Consider the following 18,861-nt stretch of genomic DNA (forward strand, 5'->3'; position numbering starts at 1 on the left):
CTGTTGGTCATCGTCCGGATAAGTATTATCCGCAAGTTTCGTTAATACAAAAAGTCCAATTTTATAATCTGGAAAGCACCTCGCAGAATGGCATCACGCCGCTACGCCGTGATGGAACCGCGATCACAGCGCATAACGTTACATGTTACCTTTCACGTCATTTGTTTTTAAAACAAGAAGATAGCTGGATAAGCTCGCATCAGGCCTGCTAGTTTTATGACCATGACGCACCCTGAGTGCGCGGTTCAATAAGAGAGAAAGCCATGAAACGAGCCGTGAACGCCCTACAAAATTTCGGAAAATCACTTTACGGACCTGTACTTATCTTACCCATCGTAGGCCTGTTTATCGCCTTTGGGAATGTGCTGGGTAACGGCAATCTGGCCGAGTACCTGCCGTTTCTTGGCCACCCGCTGATCCAGAGTGTCGGCCAGCTGATCGCCAAGTCTGCCGTGTCGGTGCTGGTCAACCTGGCGCTGGTGTTTGCCGTTGGTATCCCCATTGGACTGGCAACCCGAGACAAAGGCTACGCGGCGCTGATTGGGCTGGTAACTTTTATCGTGTTTATCAATGCCATGAACGTGACGTTACAGCTTCAGGGGGAACTGGCCCCTGCGGAACAGATGAAAGCCGCCGGACAAAGCATGGTGCTGGGCGTCCAGGTGCTGGAAATGGGCGTTTTCGCCGGGATCCTGACCGGGGCGCTCTCCGGTTATCTGTACAACAAATATTCCGGTGTCCAGTTTAACGGCGCGATGGCGATTTACTCCGGCCACTGCTTTGTCGCGATTGTAATGCTGCCTGTCTCTATGCTGCTCGGCGTGATCATGAGCGAACTCTGGCCGTACGCACAGCATGGAATAAGCGCCCTGGCGCTGGCGATCAAAGGGTCCGGTCCGTTTGGCGTGGCGATCTACGGTTTCCTTGAACGCATTCTGGTGCCGACGGGCCTGCATCATCTGGTCTATACGCCGTTCCTGTATACCGAACTGGGCGGTACGCAGGAGGTGTGCGGTACGGCTTACCAGGGCGCGCGCAATATCTACTTCGCCGAGATGGCCTGCCCGGACGTGAAGCAGCTCAGCAGTACCGTGGTGTGGGATGCGCGCGGCATCAGCAAAATGTTTGGCCTGCCTGCCGCGGCGCTGGCGATGTATATGACCGCCAGGCCAGAGCGTAAAGCGGCGGCGAAAGCGATTCTGATCCCGGCGGCGCTGACCTCGCTGCTGGTCGGCGTAACCGAGCCGATTGAGTTCTCCTTCCTGTTTGTCGCCCCGCTGCTGTTCGTGGTGCATGCGGTGCTGACCGGTATCGGCATGATGCTGTTCTCGCTGTTTGGCGTTCACGCCATCGGCGCCAACGGGATTATCGATTTCATCCTCTACAACCTGCCGCTCGGCACGGAGAAGTCCAACTGGCCCATGTACATCGTGGTCGGGCTGATCATGTTCACTCTTTATTTCGTGGTATTCCGCTTCCTGATCCTGCGCTTCAACATGAAAACGCCGGGGCGTGAAGATGAGGACCAGGAGACACGCCTTTACAGCAAGCAGGAGTACCAGGCGAAGGGCAATAACGACGGGCTGGGCGAATCGATCGTTGTGGGTCTGGGCGGTCGGGAAAACATAGAGGTGGTGGATAACTGCTACACCCGCTTACGCGTCACGGTGAAGGACGTCGCCATCATCGACGAACCGCGCCTGAAAGCGACCGGCGCGAAAGGGATTATCAAACAAGGTAACAACGTTCAGGTGGTCTACGGGCTGCATGTCAAAAAAATGCGAGAAGCCGTTGAGACGTTTCTCTGAAAGGAGCTAAAGATGTTTACACCCCCATTTATTCTGTCGATTGCCGGCGGCGGTAGCACTTACACGCCAGGTATTGTGAAAAGCCTCATGGTGCGTCTGCACGATTTCCCTCTGGCAGAGATCCGCCTGTATGACATTGACGAGGCGCGCCAGAACACCATCGCGCCCGTGGTGGAGAAGGTTATTCGCGACCACAGCCAGAGCATCAAATTTACGGTCACCAGTGACCCGGAAGTGGCCTTTAGCGGCGCGCATTTTGTCTTCGCCCAGATGCGCGTCGGCCAGTACAAAATGCGTGAGCAGGATGAGAAGATCCCGCTGCGTCACGGCGTGGTGGGCCAGGAGACCTGCGGGCCCGGCGGGCTGGCATATGGCCTGCGCACGATCCTGCCGATGGTGGAGCTTATCGATCTGGTCGATCGCTACGCGCACGAGAAAGCCTGGATCGTGAACTACTCCAACCCGGCGGCGATCGTCGCGGAAGGCGTGCGCCGCCTGCGTCCGAACGCGAGGGTGCTGAACATCTGCGATATGCCGGTTGCCGCGATGCGCAATATGGGCGCCATTCTGGGCGTGGATCGTCATAAACTGGAAGTGGACTACTTCGGCCTGAACCACTTCGGCTGGTTTACCCGCGTGCTGGTGGACGGCGAAGACAAGCTCCCGGAGTTGCGTAAGCATATCGCGAAGTTTGGCCTGCTGACGGAAGATGCGGCTAAAACCGATCCGCAGCATTCCGATCCGTCGTGGGTGAAAACCTGGCGCAATATCAAGCCGATTATGGATAACTTCCCGGAGTACCTGCCGAACCCGTATCTACAGTACTACCTGATGCCGAACCAGATTGTGGAGCATCAAAACCCGGACTATACCCGCGCCAACGAAGTGATGAACGGGCGCGAGAAAAAGCTGTTCGCCGCCGCCGAAGAATATCAACGCACCGGAATTTTACCGGATGCCTTCCACGTGGGCGTCCACGGTGAATTTATCGTTGACGTCGCCTGTTCGCTGGCGTTCAACCTGCGAAGCCGCCATCTGGTGATGGTGGAAAACCGCGGGGCGATTACCAACCTGCCGTACGATGCGGTGGTGGAAGTGCCTGCCTATATCACCTCCGAAGGGCCGGAGCCCGTCCGCGTGGGTCAGGTGCCGCTGTTCCACCAGACGCTCCTGCAACAGCAGCTGGCCTCTGAACAGCTGCTGGTTGAGGCAACCATCGAAGGCAGCTACGAGAAAGCGTTGCAGGCGTTCACTCTGAACCGCACCGTGCCGACCATGGAGCACGCGAAAGCGATTCTGGATGAGATGATCGAAGCCAACCGCGACTACTGGCCTGCGCTGCAAAAGGCCTGGCAGGACGGTGAAGCGGTGAAAAAATAGGGGCTTGCTCGCGAGTTGAACGTGGTGAGCTTGTCGGTGTCAGAAAAAACACCGATAATCCTTTTTTACGGAAAAGAATGGAGGCAACCATGTCCACCTCATATTTTGTCGCTGCCGACTGGCTGATTGAGCACGGCGACGACCCGGAAGTTCAGATTATCGACGCGCGCATGGCCCCTCCGGGCCAGGAGCATCGTGACGTTCCCGCTGAATACCGGGCAGGGCACCTGCCTGGCGCGGTATTTTTTGATATCGAAGCCCTCTCCGATCACACCTCTTCCCTGCCGCACATGCTGCCTCGCCCGGAAGCGTTTTCCGTGGCGATGCGCGAGCTGGGCATCAGCAAAGATAAACATCTTGTTGTTTACGATGAAGGTAATCTGTTTTCCGCGCCGCGAGCGTGGTGGATGCTGAAAAACTTCGGCGTGGAAAAGGTATCGATTCTGGCGGGCGGACTTGCAGGCTGGAAGCGCGACGAACTACCGCTTCAGCAGGGTGACGTCACGCTGCCGGAAGGGGAATTTGATGCCACGTTTGACGCTAATGTGGTCAAGCGCCTGACCGACGTGCTGGTCGTGAGCCACGAAAACACGGCGCAAATCGTCGATGCGCGTCCCGCTCCACGTTTCAACGCAGAAGCGGACGAGCCGCGACCGGGACTGAAACGCGGCCATATCCCGGGGGCGCTGAACGTGCCGTGGGGCGATCTGGTGTTTGAAGGCGAGCTGAAAACCACCGATGAATTGCGTGCCATTTTTGAACGTCAGGGCGTGGATTTGCATCGTCCGGTTATTGCCAGCTGCGGCTCCGGCGTAACGGCCTGCGTGGTGATCCTGGCGCTGGCAACCCTTGACGCAAATGACGTGACCCTGTACGACGGCGCCTGGAGTGAATGGGGTGCACGAGACGATCTGCCGGTTGAACCGGCGAAATAATGGATAACCGCCTGGCAACGCTGTTAACGCGCGGGTCGTCGCTGACCCGCGCGGAGTATCGCGTCCTCGCCCACCTCACTGAGCATCCATTGCTGGTGGGCAACATCACGGTGCGCGAGCTGGCGCAGGCGACATTTGTCTCTACCGCGACGATTATGCGGCTGTGCCAGAAGCTGGGGTTTAGCGGCTTTAGCGAGTTTATCTGGCACTGCAAGCAGCTGCTTTCTGACACGCCGCATATCACCGTACAGCCTGAGCAACATGCGGAAATGCCCGCGCTTTTTACCCGGTTCGTTGCCAACTATCAGCAGACCTTCCAGTGGGTCACTCAGGACAAACGCCAGCAGTTTGCCAGCCTGCTGCGCCAGAAAGAGAGCTTCTTTCTCTACGGTGCCGGGTTTTCGTACCTTTTTGCCGAGTACCTGACCAAGAAGTTGCAGGTGCTGGGAAAAACGGCCTTCATCTCCGGGGCGGGAGACAGCCGGAATATTTTTCTCAGCAACGCCGCGCGCTATCAGGTGTTTATTGCCGTTTCACGCAGCGGCGAAACGGAGCAGGTACTGGATAAAGCGCGGATCGCCAAAAACGTCGGCATGACGATCGTCGCGTTTACCCGCGCGTCGGCCAATACGCTGGCGGGTATGGCGGACGTGCATTTTGCTCTCTATGACGAAGCGGTACATTTCGCCGCCGAAGCCGCAGGTGTGACGTCGTTTGAGTCGAATCTGGTGCTGCTGATGGATTTACTGCTGCTGGAAGCAACGGGGTGAAGATCACCCCGCCGTAATCAGATAATGCGGTTGGTCTTGAGATCGCGCAGGAAGCCACCCCAGCGACGCTCGTAGAACGGAGTGATGTGCTCGGTAATAAAGTGGCTGATCCCCTTCTCACCTTTCTTCACCTGACAGATATCAATCGGCTCATCGCCCGGCAGGGTGTCGGTCGCCACGCTTCCCGCCGCCTGGATGATCTCGTCGATATCGCCGTCGGCCTCAATCCCTATCAGCAGAACAGGCTTTTCGTCAGCGCTCTCTTTGATGGAGCAGAGAAACGCGCGTTTTACCGGCTTGATGGTTTTAAACAGCGTGGTCAGGGAGTCAATCATCTGCGCGGGCGGCTCGGCCACTTCAGACAGCAGCAGCGTTTCGCCCCCTTCCAGCACCTCCTGAGTGCTGAGCGGGTTGCCCTCGTCACCAATCAGGTGGCTGATTTCGCGCGGAGTAAACTCTTTCCCGGTCGGCAGTTTGGCGTTGAGGAACAGCGTCTGCCCCAGGGTCATTTCGAACAACGTGCGCACCGGCATCACCACGAACGCCTGTTCGTCTTCTACCGCTTCCTGCAAGGCCTCGAGCGAAGTAAAGAACGGGATCACCGACGTGCCGTCGTCTTTCTCCCAGTGCAGCAGATCCAGCGCGCTGTCTTCGACAACCTGCTCCCCTTCCGCTGCGGTGCCCGGCACCCAGACGGTGGATTCCAGCAGCGTGCGGAAAAAGGCCGGACGGTGGGCGGGCTCGGTCGCCGCCTGCTCCAACAGGGTTTCTAATTCGTTTTTGGTTTCTGACATAACAATTCCAGATGTCGAATTTCCCCCTCACCCCTGCCCTCTCCCATGGGGAGAGGGTTAGGGTGAGGGCAAAGAGCATTACTCAGCCGTCAGCAGGTTCGCTACGGTACGCACGCCCAGACCGGTCGCACCCGCAGACCACTGCTCAACCGCCGCTTTACGGTAGGTTGCGGAGCAGTCAATGTGCAGCCAGCCTTCATGGTAGTTCTCAACGAAGTGAGACAGGAAGCCTGCTGCGGTGCTTGCCCCCGCCGGGTACGCTGCGCTCGCGGTGTTGTTCAGCTCGGCGAAGTTAGACGGCAGCTGGCTGCGGTGGAACTCGGCCAGCGGCAGACGCCAGAACGGTTCGTTTTCCGCCGCCGCGCTGGCCAGCAGGCGAGCGGCCAGCTTGTCGTCGAAGCTGAACAGGGCGTGATAGTCGTTACCCAGGGCAGTTTTCGCCGCGCCAGTCAGGGTCGCCATGTCGATAATCAGCTCCGGCTTCTGCGCAGAGGCGTCGATCAGGCCATCGGCCAGCACCAGACGGCCTTCGGCGTCGGTGTTCATCACCTCAACGTTTTTACCGTTGCGGTAGCGAATGATGTCACCCAGCTTGAAGGCGTTGCCGCTCACCATGTTATCCGCGCAGCACAGGTAGAGCTTCACGCGCTTGTTCAGGCCGCGGGTGATAGCGAAGGCCAGCGCGCCGGTAATGGTCGCCGCGCCGCCCATGTCGGACTTCATGGAGTCCATGAATGCGCTCTGCTTCAGGCTGTAGCCGCCGGTGTCGAAGGTGATGCCTTTCCCGACCAGACAGGCAAAGACCGGCGCTTCTTTGTCGCCGGTTGGGTTGTAGTCCAGCGCCAGCAGGACCGGAGGACGCTCTGAGCCACGGCCCACGGTGTGGATACCCATGTAGTTCTGCTCGCGCAGGTCTTCCCCTTTAGTGATGCGGTAGGACATCTTTTCGCCCGCCACACCGCACAGCAGGTCAACGGCGCGCTGCGCCAGCTGTTCCGGCCCCAGCTCTTCCGCCGGTGCGTTAATGGTGTCGCGCACCCAGTCGATAATGTTCAGGCGGCTTTCCAGCTCTTTCTGACCGGCTTCGTCGAGGTTCGCCCACTCAATTTGACGGGTGCCTTTCGGCCCTTTGTAGCCTGCCCAGAACGCCCAGCTGCGGTCGGTGTCCCAACCTTCCCCTTCCAGCGACACATGCTTAATGCCAAGGCCGTCAATCTTACGCGCGGCGCGCTGGATCAGGCCCAAATCATCGTTGCCCGTCAGGTGCAGGGTAATGCCGTCGTTATTAATGCTGTAGGTGGCTTTCTCGCCCCAGCGCGCGTCGGCAGGCTGATTCGAGAGCGTAATCTTCATCGCTTCGGTCATTTTATTTTTCCTTATTAGCAACTAGCAAACGGGCCGCCTGAAGGCAGCCCGTTTTGTTATTTATTCTGCTTCATCTAACCAGACTAACAGAATCGCCTCCAGAATTTTTTCATTGGATGCGTTGGGATCGTCGTCGAAATCCTCTAAATCGCAGATCCACTGATGCATGTCGGTGAATCGTACGGTCTTCGGATCGAGATCCGGGTTCGCGTCGTAGAGCGCTTCGCCGATTTCACGGCTGTCTGTCCACTTCAGTCCCATATTAATGCTCGCGTGCGTGGTTGATGGTGTAGCGTGGGAACTCCACGACCAGATCTTCATCGGTCACCGCGGCCTGGCAGCTTAAGCGGCTGTCTGGCTCCAGACCCCATGCTTTATCCAGCATGTCGTCTTCGTCTTCGGTGCTCTCGGCGAGAGAGTCGAAACCTTCACGCACGATGCAGTGGCAGGTGGTGCAGGCACAGGATTTTTCACAGGCGTGTTCCACTTCGATACCTGCACGCAGGGCTACATCGAGAATGGTTTCACCGGTCTTCGCTTCCAGAACAGCGCCATCCGGACAGAGGTCCGCATGAGGCAAAATTACAATCTTTGGCATATTAAACCTCGTCCACGGACTGGCCTTTCAGCGCGACGCGGACAGATTTGTCCATGCGGCGAGCAGCGAAGTCCTGGGTTTGTTTATCAACGTTTTTAATGGCTTCTTCTATCGCGTCAGCGTCATTGCCTTCGGCCACGGCGCTTAAGCGCGCGGCAGCGTCGTCAATCACCTGGCGCTCAGCGGCGCTTAACAGCGCGGCGTCGGCAGCGAGCGCGCCGTTCAGGCTTTCCAGCACGCGTGCGGCTTCAACTTTTTGTTCCGCCAGCATACGCGCCTTCACATCCTGCTCGGCGTAGCTCATTGAGTCCTGAATCATGGAGGCGATTTCGCCATCGGTCAGGCCGTAGGACGGCTTAACCTGAATAGACGACTCGATACCGGTCGATTTTTCCATCGCCGTGACGCTCAGCAGGCCGTCCGCATCCACCTGGAAGGTGACGCGAATATGCGCCCCGCCCGCAGGCAGCGCTGGAATTCCGCGCAGCGCAAAGCGCGCGAGAGAGCGGCAGTCCTGCACCAGCTCACGCTCGCCCTGCATCACGTGGATGGACATCGCGGTCTGGCCGTCTTTGAAGGTGGTGAACTCCTGCGCGCGCGCCACCGGAATGGTGGTGTTACGCGGAATGACTTTCTCCACCAGGCCGCCCATGGTTTCTAAACCCAGAGACAGCGGGATGACGTCCAGCAGCAGCATTTCGCTGTCCGGCTTGTTGCCAACCAGAATATCGGCCTGGATAGCGGCGCCGACGGCAACCACTTTGTCCGGGTCGATAGAGGTCAACGGCGTGCGGCCAAAGAATTCGCCCACGCGCTCGCGCACCAGCGGCACGCGGGTTGAGCCGCCAACCATGACCACTTCCAGCACCTCGTTAGCCTCAACGCCCGCATCTTTCAATGCGCGACGGCAGGCCAGCAGGGTACGCTTAACCAGAGGCGCAATCAGTTCTCTGAACCGATCGCGGGTAATCTCACCCTGCCAGCCTGCGACGTTCACGCTGACGGACTGTGCATCGCTCAGGGCGATTTTGGCGTCGATGGCCGCATCCAGCAGTTCACGCTGCACGCGCGCATCGCTGCGATCGCTGATGCCCGCCTGCTCGCGGATGTAATCTGCCAGCAGATGGTCGAAGTCATCGCCGCCGAGCGCGGAATCCCCGCCGGTCGCCAGCACTTCGAACACGCCGCGGCTAAGGCGCAGGATTGAGATATCGAACGTCCCGCCGCCGAGATCGTAAACCGCGATCACCCCTTCCTGACCGGAGTCGAGGCCGTAGGCAATCGCCGCCGCCGTCGGTTCGTTCAGCAGACGCAGCACGTGCAGGCCCGCCAGACGCGCGGCGTCTTTGGTGCCCTGACGCTGTGCATCATCAAAGTAGGCAGGAACGGTGATCACCACGCCGTCCAGATCGCCGCCGAGCGTGGCCGTAGCACGCTCCGCCAGCGCTTTGAGGATGTCAGCAGAAACACGAATCGGGTTCAGCAGACCGGCCGCGGTCGCAATCATCGGCAGGCCGTTTTCACTGGCCTGCAGCTGATACGGCAGATGCGGGTAACGGGTCTGGATATCAGCCAGCGAGCGGCCCATCATGCGCTTAACCGAGCTGATGGTATTGGCCGGATCGCGCGCGGCGTTAGCGCGGGCATCAAACCCGACCGCGTGACCCTGCTGCTGGTAGTGGACTACGGAAGGCAGCAGATGGCGCCCCTGCTCGTCAGCCAGCGTTTCCGCCTGGCCGCTGCGCACGGTCGCCACGAGGGAATTGGTGGTGCCCAGGTCAATACCGACCGCCAGACGACGCTGGTGCGGTGCGGCACTTAAGCCAGGCTCACTAATTTGTAATAAGGCCATAATTGCTTCCGAAATTAAAAATCGAGCAGCTTTTCTTCGAGTTGTTCAGCACTGCTTCGCAGTTTATCGAGAAAACGGAGTTTGCGCACAGTGTCTGCCGCCACGTCCCAGGTCTCGTTGTTCAGTTGCTCCACCATCTGCTGATGGCGGGTATCGAACATACCCTTTACGCGCATGATAAAGCTTTCCAGGCGCGCTTCGTCTTTAGCCTGTTCAATTTCATCCAGCTCTTCGCGCAGCTCCAGCTGTTCCATCAGAAAGGCGGTGTCGCGCACGGTATGCTGTTCGCTCGCCAGATCGAAACCGTGAAGCGAGAGCAGATATTCTGCACGCGCCAGCGGATGACGCAGCGTTTGCCAGGCCTGGTTGATGGTGGCGGAGTGTGATACCGCAGCCAGTTGCTCTGCCTGCGTCCCGCTGGCGAATTTATCCGGATGGTACTGACGCTGGAGATCCTGAAAACGGACCGTCAGCGCCTGGAGATCGATCGGGTATTGAGCGGGTAGTCCGAAGAGAGTGAAGTAATCCATAACAATCTCAGGGGTAGCCTGTTAGAACAAACCCCACGCGTAGCAAAGCCACGGTGGGGTTTCGGATGACGCGCGGTTAAACGTGGAAGCTTTCGCCGCAACCACACTCGTCTTTGACGTTCGGGTTCGTGAATTTGAACCCTTCGTTCAGGCCTTCTTTTACGAAGTCCAGCTGAGTGCCGTTGAGGAATTGCAGGCTTTTGCCATCGACCACCACCTTCACGCCCTTGTCTTCAAACACGGTGTCATCAGACGCCGGTTCGTCAACAAACTCCAGTACGTAAGCCATACCAGAACAGCCGGAGGTACGTACGCCCAGTCGCAGGCCAAAGCCTTTACCACGGTTCGCCAGAAAAGAGCTTACTCGCGCGGCAGCGCTGTCGCTAAGGGTAATCGACATACTCAAACCTCAATTATTTTGCTTCACGTTTGCTTTTGTAATCCGCAATGGCGGCTTTGATCGCGTCTTCTGCCAGAATTGAGCAGTGAATTTTCACCGGCGGCAGTTCGAGTTCTTCAGCAATATCCGTGTTCTTGATTGCCTGTGCTTCGTCCAGAGACTTGCCCTTCACCCATTCGGTGACCAGGGAGCTGGACGCGATAGCAGAACCGCAGCCGTAGGTCTTGAAGCGCGCGTCTTCAATGATACCTTCATTGTTGACTTTGATCTGCAACTTCATCACGTCGCCACATGCTGGTGCACCGACCATGCCGCTACCAACAGATTCGTCGCTGTTGTCAAAAGAGCCAACGTTGCGCGGGTTTTCGTAATGATCGATGACTTTTTCGCTGTATGCCATGATTGAATTCTCCTTATGTACCGATTAGTGATGTGACCATTCAATGCTGTTCAGATCCACGCCCTGCTTGAACATTTCCCACAGTGGAGAAAGGTCGCGCAGACGGCCGATGGAGTTACGAACCAGCTTGATGGTGTAGTCAATCTCTTCTTCGGTAGTAAAACGACCTAAAGAGAAACGGATAGAGCTGTGTGCCAGCTCGTCAGTCATACCCAGCGCGCGCAGCACGTAGGATGGCTCCAGGCTTGCAGAGGTACAGGCAGAGCCGGAAGAAACGGCCAGGTCTTTCAGCGCCATGATCAGCGACTCGCCTTCAACATAGTTGAAGCTGACGTTGAGGATGTTCGGCGCGCCCTGCTCGAGATCGCCGTTCAGATACACTTCTTCCATATCTTTCACGCCGTCCCACAGACGGTTACGCAGCGTGCGCAGGCGTGCCATCTCGGTTTCCATCTCTTCTTTTGCAATGCGGTAGGCTTCGCCCATGCCCACGATCTGGTGAACAGGCAGCGTACCGGAACGCATGCCGCGCTCGTGACCGCCGCCGTGCATCTGTGCTTCGATGCGGATACGTGGCTTACGACGAACGTACAGCGCGCCGATACCTTTCGGACCATAGATTTTGTGACCGGAGAAGGACATCAGGTCCACTTTCAGCTGGCTCAGGTCGATAGGCAGTTTGCCCACGCTCTGGGTCGCGTCCACGTGGTAGATGATACCGCGCGCGCGGCACATTTCGCCGATGGTCGCGATGTCTTGTACCACGCCGATTTCGTTGTTGACGTGCATGATGGAGACCAGAATGGTGTCATCACGCATCGCCGCTTCGAGCTCTTTCAGATCGATAATGCCGTTGCTCTGTGGCGCCAGATAGGTGACTTCGAACCCTTCACGCTCCAGCTGACGGCAGGTGTCCAGCACGGCTTTGTGTTCGGTTTTGCTGGTGATGATGTGCTTGCCTTTTTTCTGATAAAAGTTGGCTGCACCCTTGATCGCCAGGTTGTCGGATTCGGTCGCACCGGAGGTGAAAACAATTTCACGCGGGTCGGCACCGACCAGGTCAGCAATCTGATTACGGGCGATATCAACCGCCTCTTCAGCATGCCAGCCAAAACGGTGTGAACGGGAAGCTGGGTTACCAAAGTTTCCGTCCAGGGTCAGACACTGCATCATTTTCTCGGCAACACGCGGGTCCACCGGCGTGGTTGCGGAGTAATCGAGATAAATCGGTAATTTCATTGCTCTATAAACTCCGTACATCGCTTCAATGCAAGGAATCAGGCAACCGGCTGGATGTACGACCGAGTACGCGGGGTGTGACCACCCCGGCCTGATTCTGAATACTTATCTTTTTAATTACGCGCGCAGTTTAACGTCGATGGCGTCCTGCGTGCGGGTGCTGCGCTGTGAATCCTGACTATGCTGACGACCAGAGACATCCAGAACTTCCTGGTTATTCACCAGCTCACCGAGGGTGATGTTGTTCAGGAAGCCGGTCAGACGGTCGCTCAGATCGCGCCACAGCGCGTGGGTCAGGCATTTATCGCCGCCCTGACAGCCGCCTTTACCCTGGCAACGGGTCGCGTCAACGGATTCGTCAACCGCGCTAATCACTTCACCAACCGCAATACTGCCCGCGTCTTTACCCAGCAGATAACCGCCGCCCGGGCCACGAACGCTGGACACCAGTCCATTTTTACGCAGTCTGGAGAACAGCTGTTCCAGGTAAGAGAGGGAGATCCCTTGTCGTTCAGAAATATCAGCCAACGGAACCGGGCCCGCTTCGGAGTTGAGCGCAACGTCCAGCATCGCGGTCACGGCATAACGCCCTTTAGATGTCAGTCTCATGTCTTACTTAACCTCAAACTCGCCCCTGCCCGGGGTTTTTTATTGTAAAATGGGGGTATTGCATAGCAGGGCCAAGTCTGACATTCCTGACTAAATTGGTCAACTATTTACTTGACTGTTTTAGTCAGGTATTTAACCTTCTGTGCCTTCATAATATAGGTGCGGCCTGATGCCCTCACCCCAGCCCTCTCCCACGGGGAGGGGGGAAATCGACACTACGCTTTGTTCTTCTGCTCAATCGACGCCAGAATCCCGCGCAGAATGTTCAGCTCCTGGCTTTCCGGGCGGGCGCGGGTGAACATACGGCGCAGCTTGTTCATCACCTGACCCGGGTGGCCTTCACGGATAAAGCCGGTTGAGAGCAGCGTCTGCTCCAGATGACCGTAGAAGCGCTCCAGATCGTCCACCAGCGGGTAGGCCGTCTCTTCTTTAGGTTCGACCGGTTTCTCCTGCGTCGCCAGCCATGCCATGCGCACTTCGTAGGCAATGACCTGCACCGCCATCGCCAGGTTCAGCGAGCTGTATTCCGGATTGGCGGCAATCGCCACGTGGTAGTGACACTTCTGTAGTTCCTCGTTGGTCAGGCCAACGCGTTCACGACCAAACACCAGCGCAACCGGCGCCTGTTCCGCTTCTGAGATACTTTTCAGGCCGCATTCGCGCGGGTCCAGCATCGGCCAGGGCAGCGTACGGGAGCGCGCGCTGGTCCCCACCACCAGACTGCAACCGGCCAGGGCTTCGTCCAGGGTGTCCACGATCTGCGCATTCCCGATCACGTCGCTGGCGCCGGCCGCCAGAGCAATAGCCTGAGAGTCTGGTTTCACCAGCGGATTAACCAGCCACAGGTTCGTTAAGCCCATGGTTTTCATAGCGCGGGCCACAGAGCCCATGTTGCCGGTGTGCGATGTTTCGACCAGCACGATTCGAATGTTTTGCAGCATAATTTTTAGATGTCTGGATTCAGTGTCTGAAGAATATTCGGGCATATTATCATAAACGAGAGACATAATCCGATCCCGCTGCTATACTCTGCGCCGATTTTCCTGTTCTTTAACATCCAGTGAGAGAGACCGATGCATCCGATGCTGACCATCGCCGTGCGCGCAGCGCGCAAGGCGGGTAATGTAATTGCCAAACACTACGAAACCCCAGACTCCGTAGAAACCAGCCAGAAAGGCAGCAATGATTTCGTGACGAACGTCGATAAAGCCGCAGAAGCGATTATTATCGAAACGATCCGCAAATCTTACCCGCAGCACACCATCATCACCGAAGAAAGCGGTGAACATGAAGGTACCGATCAGGATGTTCAATGGGTTATCGATCCACTGGATGGCACCACCAACTTCGTCAAACGCCTGCCACACTTCTCTGTGTCTATTGCAGTACGCATCAAAGGCCGTACTGAAGTCGCTGTTGTTTACGATCCAATGCGTAACGAACTGTTCACCGCAACCCGCGGTCAGGGCGCGCAGCTGAACGGCTACCGTCTGCGTTGCAGCAATGCACGCGATCTCGACGGCACCATTCTGGCGACTGGCTTCCCGTTCAAGGCGAAGCAGCACGCAACCACCTATATGAATATCCTGGGCAAGCTGTTCACCGAATGCGCGGACTTCCGTCGCACTGGCTCTGCTGCACTGGATCTGGCCTACGTGGCGACCGGCCGCGTTGACGGTTACTTTGAGCTGTCACTGAAGCCGTGGGACTTCGCGGCGGGCGAGCTGATCGCACGTGAAGCTGGCGCGATTGTTTGCGACTTCACCGGCGGCCATAACTATATGTCTACCGGCAACATCGTTGCAGGTAACCCGCGCGTTGTTAAAGCCATGCTGGCAAACATGCGTGATGAACTGAGCGATGCGCTGAAGCGTTAATTCAGTCTGTTAAGCCCGGTGGCGCTACGCTTACCGGGCCTACAACACGCCTCAGATACGGCTAGAAAGGCCGCAACCCCCTTCCCACCGGCAGCGCGCTCATCCACATCGTGACCGCAGCCACCAGCAGAATCACCCCGCCCGCCAACGCAAGCGTCGTCCAGCCAACCTGTCGCCACAATACCGGCGTTTTATTGCCGCTGAGTTTTACCGCCAGCTGACGGAAGCTGTGCACCAGCAAGGCTAACGAAGAGATCGTCAGAGACGTTCCCGCCGCCATCGCCAGCGCCGAGAGCATGCCCCAGCCAAATACGCCTGTCACTTTGCTGAACAACAGCACCATGATTGCGCCCGAGCACGGACGCATCCCCATTGAGAGCACAATCATCAGACGCGCACGCCAGTCGTCACCATTCTGTAATTGTTCCTGCGTCGGCAGATGCTGATGCCCGCACCCGCAGTTTTCATGGTGAACGTGATGCGGCGTAAAGGCTTTGAATTTTGGTTTTTGCAGCAACGCGCGCAATTTTTTCAGCGCCCGCCAGCAGAGGATCAACCCCAGCACGCCTACCAGCGCGTAACTCCCCTTCTCCAGCCAGAAGCTGCTCATATGCAGCTGGCGAGCCGGCAGTTGTAGCAGCGAGAGGACGACCACGACCAGCGCAATCGCCACACCGCCCTGAAGTAAAGAAGAAGCCAGCGTCAGGCCGATACTCGATTTCAGCTTCGACGGATGCGTAGCAAGCCAGGTCGTGATGACAATTTTGCCGTGCCCCGGTCCCAGGGCATGCAGCACGCCATAGATAAAGCTGAACGCCAGAAGAGCGCCGCCCGCTTTGGTCGGATTTTCCGCCACGGCTTTCAGCAGCACGCTCATCTGCTGATTAACTTCCCGCTGCCAGAGGACGCTTTTCACCATCACCTGCGGCCATGCCTGCCACAGCCAGAGCGCGCCGCCAACCGCTAACAACAAAAAGAGCGCCAGAGGCCAGAGGTGCAGCCAGCGACGCGGCTTACTGACGGGAGAGGAGATCACTGACATTGTAACGTCACCTCCTGCGCGAACTGTTTACCCAGCTCCATGTCCTCAGGCGGGGCATCTGCTTTATCCAGCGAGATCGCAAAGTTCAGCGTCTCTTCGCTGGGTTTAGGGGTGTGCACGCCAATTTTGCAGCTTTTTTGCAGCGCGTCCGGCAGCCGTACGTCGCTATCATTGTCATAGCGCATGTCGACATAATAGGTAGGGTCAAACGTGGAAAACGTGTACTTCTGCCCGGCCAGCGGCTGAGGATGCGCCAGCGGAAGCACGAACGTCAGCACCGCCTGATGACCTTCGCGGGTCATGCCGTACTCTGTGGGACGGTTAAGAAATTTGACCTTTTGTCCGTTGTGCCAGAACTCGGTGAAGTAGTGCTGACCCAGCACGTTGGCCATCACCTCCGCCGCCAGCTTTTTCCAGATCTCATCGCCGGGCTTTGCGTTTCCGGCATCGTACAGCAGGTCGGCGGAGATGATTTCATCCATCGTCCAGTGCATCTTCAGGCCACTGAGCTGCGTGCCGTCCGTCACCAGTTCGGTTTTCAGGCTGATAAAACTGTGAGGATGTGCGCCGGCGGCGAAAGTGAAAACCGCCAAAAATAACGCTACCGCGCTTTGTTTAACTATTTGCATCTGTTCCTCACGTCAAAAATTCTGTGATGTTCGCCAGCAATCCTGAGTGAAAGGCCTGCCGGTGCGCTTTTCAGCGCCCATCCTTTAGCTATTCTTATCAAACATTCACACTGGATACCCGACAGATGATGACGACGCTTGAAATTCCATCTGTGCTTTCCAGTTCGCAGCGCCGCTGCCAGGTGCTTTTGATGCTTTACCTGCCCGATGCTGCCATCACCGCACAGAGCATAATCGCTGCCAACGGCGTGGACGACGTCATGGCACGGCAAGATATAGCCGAGACGCGCGATGAAATCCAGCGCTATCATCGGCTTGATATCGTCACGCACCATGATGGCTGCTACCGAATTGAGGGTTCCGCCCTTAATCAACGTTTGTGCCTGCTGCACTGGCTGCGCAGGGCGCTTCGGCTCTGTCCACATTTTGTCGCCCAACAGTTTACCCCTGCCTTAAAAACCGCGCTCAAACAGCACGGCATTGCCCGCCCGCTTTATGACGATGCGAACCTTCGGGCGCTTATCAACTTTTGTGCGCGCAAGCTTCAGCGCCAGTTTGAGTCCCGCGACGTACAATTTTTACAGCTCTATCTGCAATATTGTCTGATTCAGCATCATCTGGGCAATACGCCGGAGTTTTCGCCCGTTCAGCGCAGCTGGACGCAGTCCCGAGGGGAATACTTTACGGCGCAGGAAATTGTCCGCCACTGGAAACGGCGCGTCCCGCAGGGAACGCACAGCGATGAACAGCTGTTCCTGGCGCTGCTGTTTATGATGCTTCGCACACCCGACCCGGTGATGGATAAACACCAGCAGGATCAGCGCCTGCGTCGCGCCATCGTGCGTATGATTGCCCGTTTCCGGGCACAAACCGGGATGAACTTCAGCGATGAGCAAGGTCTGACCGATCAGCTTTATATCCATCTGGCTCAGGCGCTGGACCGCTCCTTATTTGACATCGGCATCGACAACAGTCTGCCGGAAGAGATCCACCGTTTATACCCCCGGCTGCTGCGCACCACTAAAGAGGCGCTGTTTGAGCTGGAAGCCGAATTTGGTCTGCGATTCTCCGGTGAAGAGATGGCTCTGGTGGCGGTGATTTTTGGTGCCTGGCTGATGCAGGAGACCGATCTGCATGAAAAACAGGTGGTCCTGTTAACGGGGGAAGATAAAGCCTGTGAAGAATTAATTGAGCAGCAGCTTCGCGAGCTGACGCTGCTGCCGCTCAATATTCGTTATCTTAGCCTGGAGGCGTTTAAGAAGGAGGGCGCGCCCCGCGAGGCGGCGCTGGTTATTACGCCTTATCCAACCGCCCTGCCGCTGTTCTCGCCGCCGCTCATTCATGCCGTTGAGACCCTGAACACGCAGCAGCAGGAACACATTCGCGTAATGCTCGAATCGTAGTTACGTGCGAGCAGCGACTTTAGGGCGAATAACGATGGCCGGTAAAGCGACCAGCGCCATCACCCAGAACACACCGTGCCCCAGGTGCTGATAGAGGAAACCGGCAAATACGGTCATCACCGCAATACTGCCGCCCATCGCCACCGCTGAATAGACCGCCTGAAGACGAATAACGTCCCCACCCTCTCGCGCCGCGATGTAGCGCATCGCCGCCAGATGGCAGACGGTGAAGGTTCCGCAGTGCAGAATTTGCGCCACAATCAGCCACGGCAGCTCCGTCGTCCAGCCCATGATGCCCCAGCGCGCCACGCCGCACACGGCGGAAAGCAGCAGCAGGTCACGCGCCCCGAAACGACGGAACAGTTTTTGGCTCAGCGCGAAGATAATAACCTCCGCCACCACGCCGAGCGACCACAGGTAGCCTACCGCAGAAGCCGAGTAACCCGCCCCCTGCCAGTAGATGGCGCTGAAGCCATAATAGGCCGCATGCGCCCCCTGAAGCAGACAGACGCAGGCCAGGAAACGCCAGCTTTGCGCCACCAGAGAGCGCCAGGCGGGCCAGCCGGCGCTCTCCTGATGGCGGCTTTCGCCCTGCGGCATCACCGACGGACGCAGCAACATACCGAGCAGCATTGAGGCGATGCCGAGCGTTAGCAGCGCCAGAATGGCACGATAGTCATAGAGGCTGACCAGTTTCCCGACCAGCGCAGAGCCGATCACGAAGGCAATCGATCCCCACAGGCGCACGCGGCCATAGTCCATGGTGATCTGCTTTTGCCAGGTGTTCGCCAGGGCATCCGTCAGCGGCACCAGCGGGGAGAAGAACAGATTAAAGCCAACCATTACCACCATCAGCCAGGCAAACTGGTGGCTAACCCAGAAGCAGGCGGCAAAGACCAGCGTCAGCAGGGCCAGAATTCGCACCGCTTTAATCAGTAAGGAGGGATCGCTGACGCGGGGCGCAATCAGCAGACTACCCAGGAAACGTGCCACCAGCCCCGCGCCCAGCAGGATGCCAATGGTCTCAGGCGTCAGACCAATTCCCTTGAGCCAGACGCTCCAGAAAGGCAGAAAAATACCGTAACTAAAGAAATAGGTGAAATAGCTGAGCGCCAGCCAGCGCGTGGAATGCAAGACCATGAATCCCTCCCGAAATGGAGGCGATAGTCTGGCGTTAATCCCTGACTTTAGCAAGTCGTTAGCGCGCTATAAATTAACTAAAAATTAACA

The 18,861-nt window shown here is 57.4% G+C and carries 20 protein-coding genes; 6 read left to right on the forward strand and 14 right to left on the reverse strand.

Annotation, left to right across the window (positions count from 1 at the left end; translation table 11 throughout):
• Positions 1-263 precede the first annotated feature (263 nt).
• The 4 genes from ACOTZD_RS03980 (at position 264) to ACOTZD_RS03995 (ending at position 4,893) form a co-directional block, all read left to right on the forward strand.
• Positions 264-1,808: a PTS transporter subunit EIIC gene (locus tag ACOTZD_RS03980; protein ID WP_003860637.1), complete on the forward strand. Its 1,545-nt coding sequence runs from the start codon at positions 264-266 to the stop codon at positions 1,806-1,808.
• 12 nt (positions 1,809-1,820) lie between these two features.
• Positions 1,821-3,188 carry a 6-phospho-alpha-glucosidase gene (locus ACOTZD_RS03985; RefSeq protein WP_003860640.1) on the forward strand — a complete coding sequence of 456 codons (1,368 nt, stop codon included), beginning with the start codon at positions 1,821-1,823 and terminating at the stop codon, positions 3,186-3,188.
• A gap of 89 nt (positions 3,189-3,277) precedes the next feature.
• On the forward strand, positions 3,278-4,123 hold the full coding sequence (gene sseA / locus ACOTZD_RS03990; protein WP_003860641.1) for a 3-mercaptopyruvate sulfurtransferase: 846 nt from the start codon (positions 3,278-3,280) through the stop codon (positions 4,121-4,123).
• Positions 4,123-4,893: a MurR/RpiR family transcriptional regulator gene (locus tag ACOTZD_RS03995; protein WP_003860643.1), complete on the forward strand. Its 771-nt coding sequence runs from the start codon at positions 4,123-4,125 to the stop codon at positions 4,891-4,893. Before sseA ends, ACOTZD_RS03995 begins: the two co-directional genes overlap by 1 nt.
• 17 nt (positions 4,894-4,910) lie before the next feature.
• Here the strand turns inward: ACOTZD_RS03995 and sseB are convergent, their stop codons facing one another.
• The 11 genes from sseB to trmJ all read right to left on the reverse strand — a co-directional run bounded on the left by sseB (position 4,911) and on the right by trmJ (position 13,621).
• The gene (gene sseB, locus ACOTZD_RS04000; protein WP_023325069.1) at positions 4,911-5,687 is read right to left on the reverse strand and encodes an enhanced serine sensitivity protein SseB; all 777 of its coding nucleotides are present in this window, start codon (positions 5,685-5,687) and stop codon (positions 4,911-4,913) included.
• A 78-nt stretch (positions 5,688-5,765) separates the two neighbouring features.
• Entirely contained in the window at positions 5,766-7,052 is a 1,287-nt protein-coding gene (pepB, locus tag ACOTZD_RS04005; RefSeq protein WP_023325070.1) for an aminopeptidase PepB, read from the reverse strand.
• Positions 7,053-7,112: 60 nt separating this feature from the next.
• Entirely contained in the window at positions 7,113-7,313 is a 201-nt protein-coding gene (iscX, locus tag ACOTZD_RS04010) for a Fe-S cluster assembly protein IscX (RefSeq protein WP_003860650.1), read from the reverse strand.
• Between the two features lies 1 nt (position 7,314).
• Positions 7,315-7,650, reverse strand: a complete 336-nt coding sequence (fdx, locus tag ACOTZD_RS04015) for an ISC system 2Fe-2S type ferredoxin (RefSeq protein WP_003860652.1) — start codon at positions 7,648-7,650, stop codon at positions 7,315-7,317.
• A gap of 1 nt (position 7,651) precedes the next feature.
• On the reverse strand, positions 7,652-9,502 hold the full coding sequence (gene hscA, locus ACOTZD_RS04020) for a Fe-S protein assembly chaperone HscA (RefSeq protein ID WP_032609854.1): 1,851 nt from the start codon (positions 9,500-9,502) through the stop codon (positions 7,652-7,654).
• A 14-nt stretch (positions 9,503-9,516) separates the two neighbouring features.
• Complete coding sequence (gene hscB / locus ACOTZD_RS04025) at positions 9,517-10,032, reverse strand: co-chaperone HscB (protein ID WP_063864212.1); 516 nt, start codon at positions 10,030-10,032, stop codon at positions 9,517-9,519.
• A 76-nt stretch (positions 10,033-10,108) separates the two neighbouring features.
• Positions 10,109-10,432 carry an iron-sulfur cluster assembly protein IscA gene (gene iscA, locus ACOTZD_RS04030; RefSeq protein ID WP_003860659.1) on the reverse strand — a complete coding sequence of 108 codons (324 nt, stop codon included), beginning with the start codon at positions 10,430-10,432 and terminating at the stop codon, positions 10,109-10,111.
• A 13-nt stretch (positions 10,433-10,445) separates the two neighbouring features.
• On the reverse strand, positions 10,446-10,832 hold the full coding sequence (gene iscU, locus ACOTZD_RS04035; protein ID WP_003860661.1) for a Fe-S cluster assembly scaffold IscU: 387 nt from the start codon (positions 10,830-10,832) through the stop codon (positions 10,446-10,448).
• Between the two features lie 24 nt (positions 10,833-10,856).
• Positions 10,857-12,071 carry a cysteine desulfurase gene (gene iscS / locus ACOTZD_RS04040; RefSeq protein WP_003860663.1) on the reverse strand — a complete coding sequence of 405 codons (1,215 nt, stop codon included), beginning with the start codon at positions 12,069-12,071 and terminating at the stop codon, positions 10,857-10,859.
• Between the two features lie 117 nt (positions 12,072-12,188).
• Complete coding sequence (iscR, locus tag ACOTZD_RS04045) at positions 12,189-12,680, reverse strand: Fe-S cluster assembly transcriptional regulator IscR (protein ID WP_003860665.1); 492 nt, start codon at positions 12,678-12,680, stop codon at positions 12,189-12,191.
• A gap of 215 nt (positions 12,681-12,895) precedes the next feature.
• On the reverse strand, positions 12,896-13,621 hold the full coding sequence (gene trmJ, locus ACOTZD_RS04050; protein ID WP_003860666.1) for a tRNA (cytosine(32)/uridine(32)-2'-O)-methyltransferase TrmJ: 726 nt from the start codon (positions 13,619-13,621) through the stop codon (positions 12,896-12,898).
• Between the two features lie 132 nt (positions 13,622-13,753).
• Here trmJ and suhB point away from each other — a divergent pair, with 132 nt between their 5' ends.
• Positions 13,754-14,557 (forward strand): inositol-1-monophosphatase, encoded by an 804-nt coding sequence (gene suhB / locus ACOTZD_RS04055; RefSeq protein WP_003860668.1) that lies wholly within the window; start codon positions 13,754-13,756, stop codon positions 14,555-14,557.
• A gap of 61 nt (positions 14,558-14,618) precedes the next feature.
• On the opposite strand, the gene ACOTZD_RS04060 is transcribed toward suhB, so the two are convergent.
• Positions 14,619-15,599 carry a nickel/cobalt transporter gene (locus ACOTZD_RS04060; protein WP_045330514.1) on the reverse strand — a complete coding sequence of 327 codons (981 nt, stop codon included), beginning with the start codon at positions 15,597-15,599 and terminating at the stop codon, positions 14,619-14,621.
• The gene (locus tag ACOTZD_RS04065; RefSeq protein ID WP_174402146.1) at positions 15,590-16,228 is read right to left on the reverse strand and encodes a DUF1007 family protein; all 639 of its coding nucleotides are present in this window, start codon (positions 16,226-16,228) and stop codon (positions 15,590-15,592) included. Before ACOTZD_RS04065 ends, ACOTZD_RS04060 begins: the two co-directional genes overlap by 10 nt.
• Positions 16,229-16,353: 125 nt before the next feature.
• Between ACOTZD_RS04065 and csiE the strand changes: the two genes are divergently transcribed.
• The gene (csiE, locus tag ACOTZD_RS04070; protein WP_174402145.1) at positions 16,354-17,631 is read left to right on the forward strand and encodes a stationary phase inducible protein CsiE; all 1,278 of its coding nucleotides are present in this window, start codon (positions 16,354-16,356) and stop codon (positions 17,629-17,631) included.
• Here csiE and ACOTZD_RS04075 read toward each other — a convergent pair whose 3' ends face one another.
• Positions 17,632-18,771, reverse strand: coding sequence for a 3-phenylpropionate MFS transporter (locus ACOTZD_RS04075; RefSeq protein ID WP_003860673.1), 1,140 nt, complete (start codon positions 18,769-18,771; stop codon positions 17,632-17,634).
• Between the last annotated feature and the right edge of the window lie 90 nt (positions 18,772-18,861).

The sequence above is a fragment of the Enterobacter cloacae complex sp. SHL022 genome (assembly GCF_049237785.1).
Classification (GTDB): Bacteria; Pseudomonadota; Gammaproteobacteria; order Enterobacterales; family Enterobacteriaceae; genus Enterobacter; species Enterobacter hormaechei_C.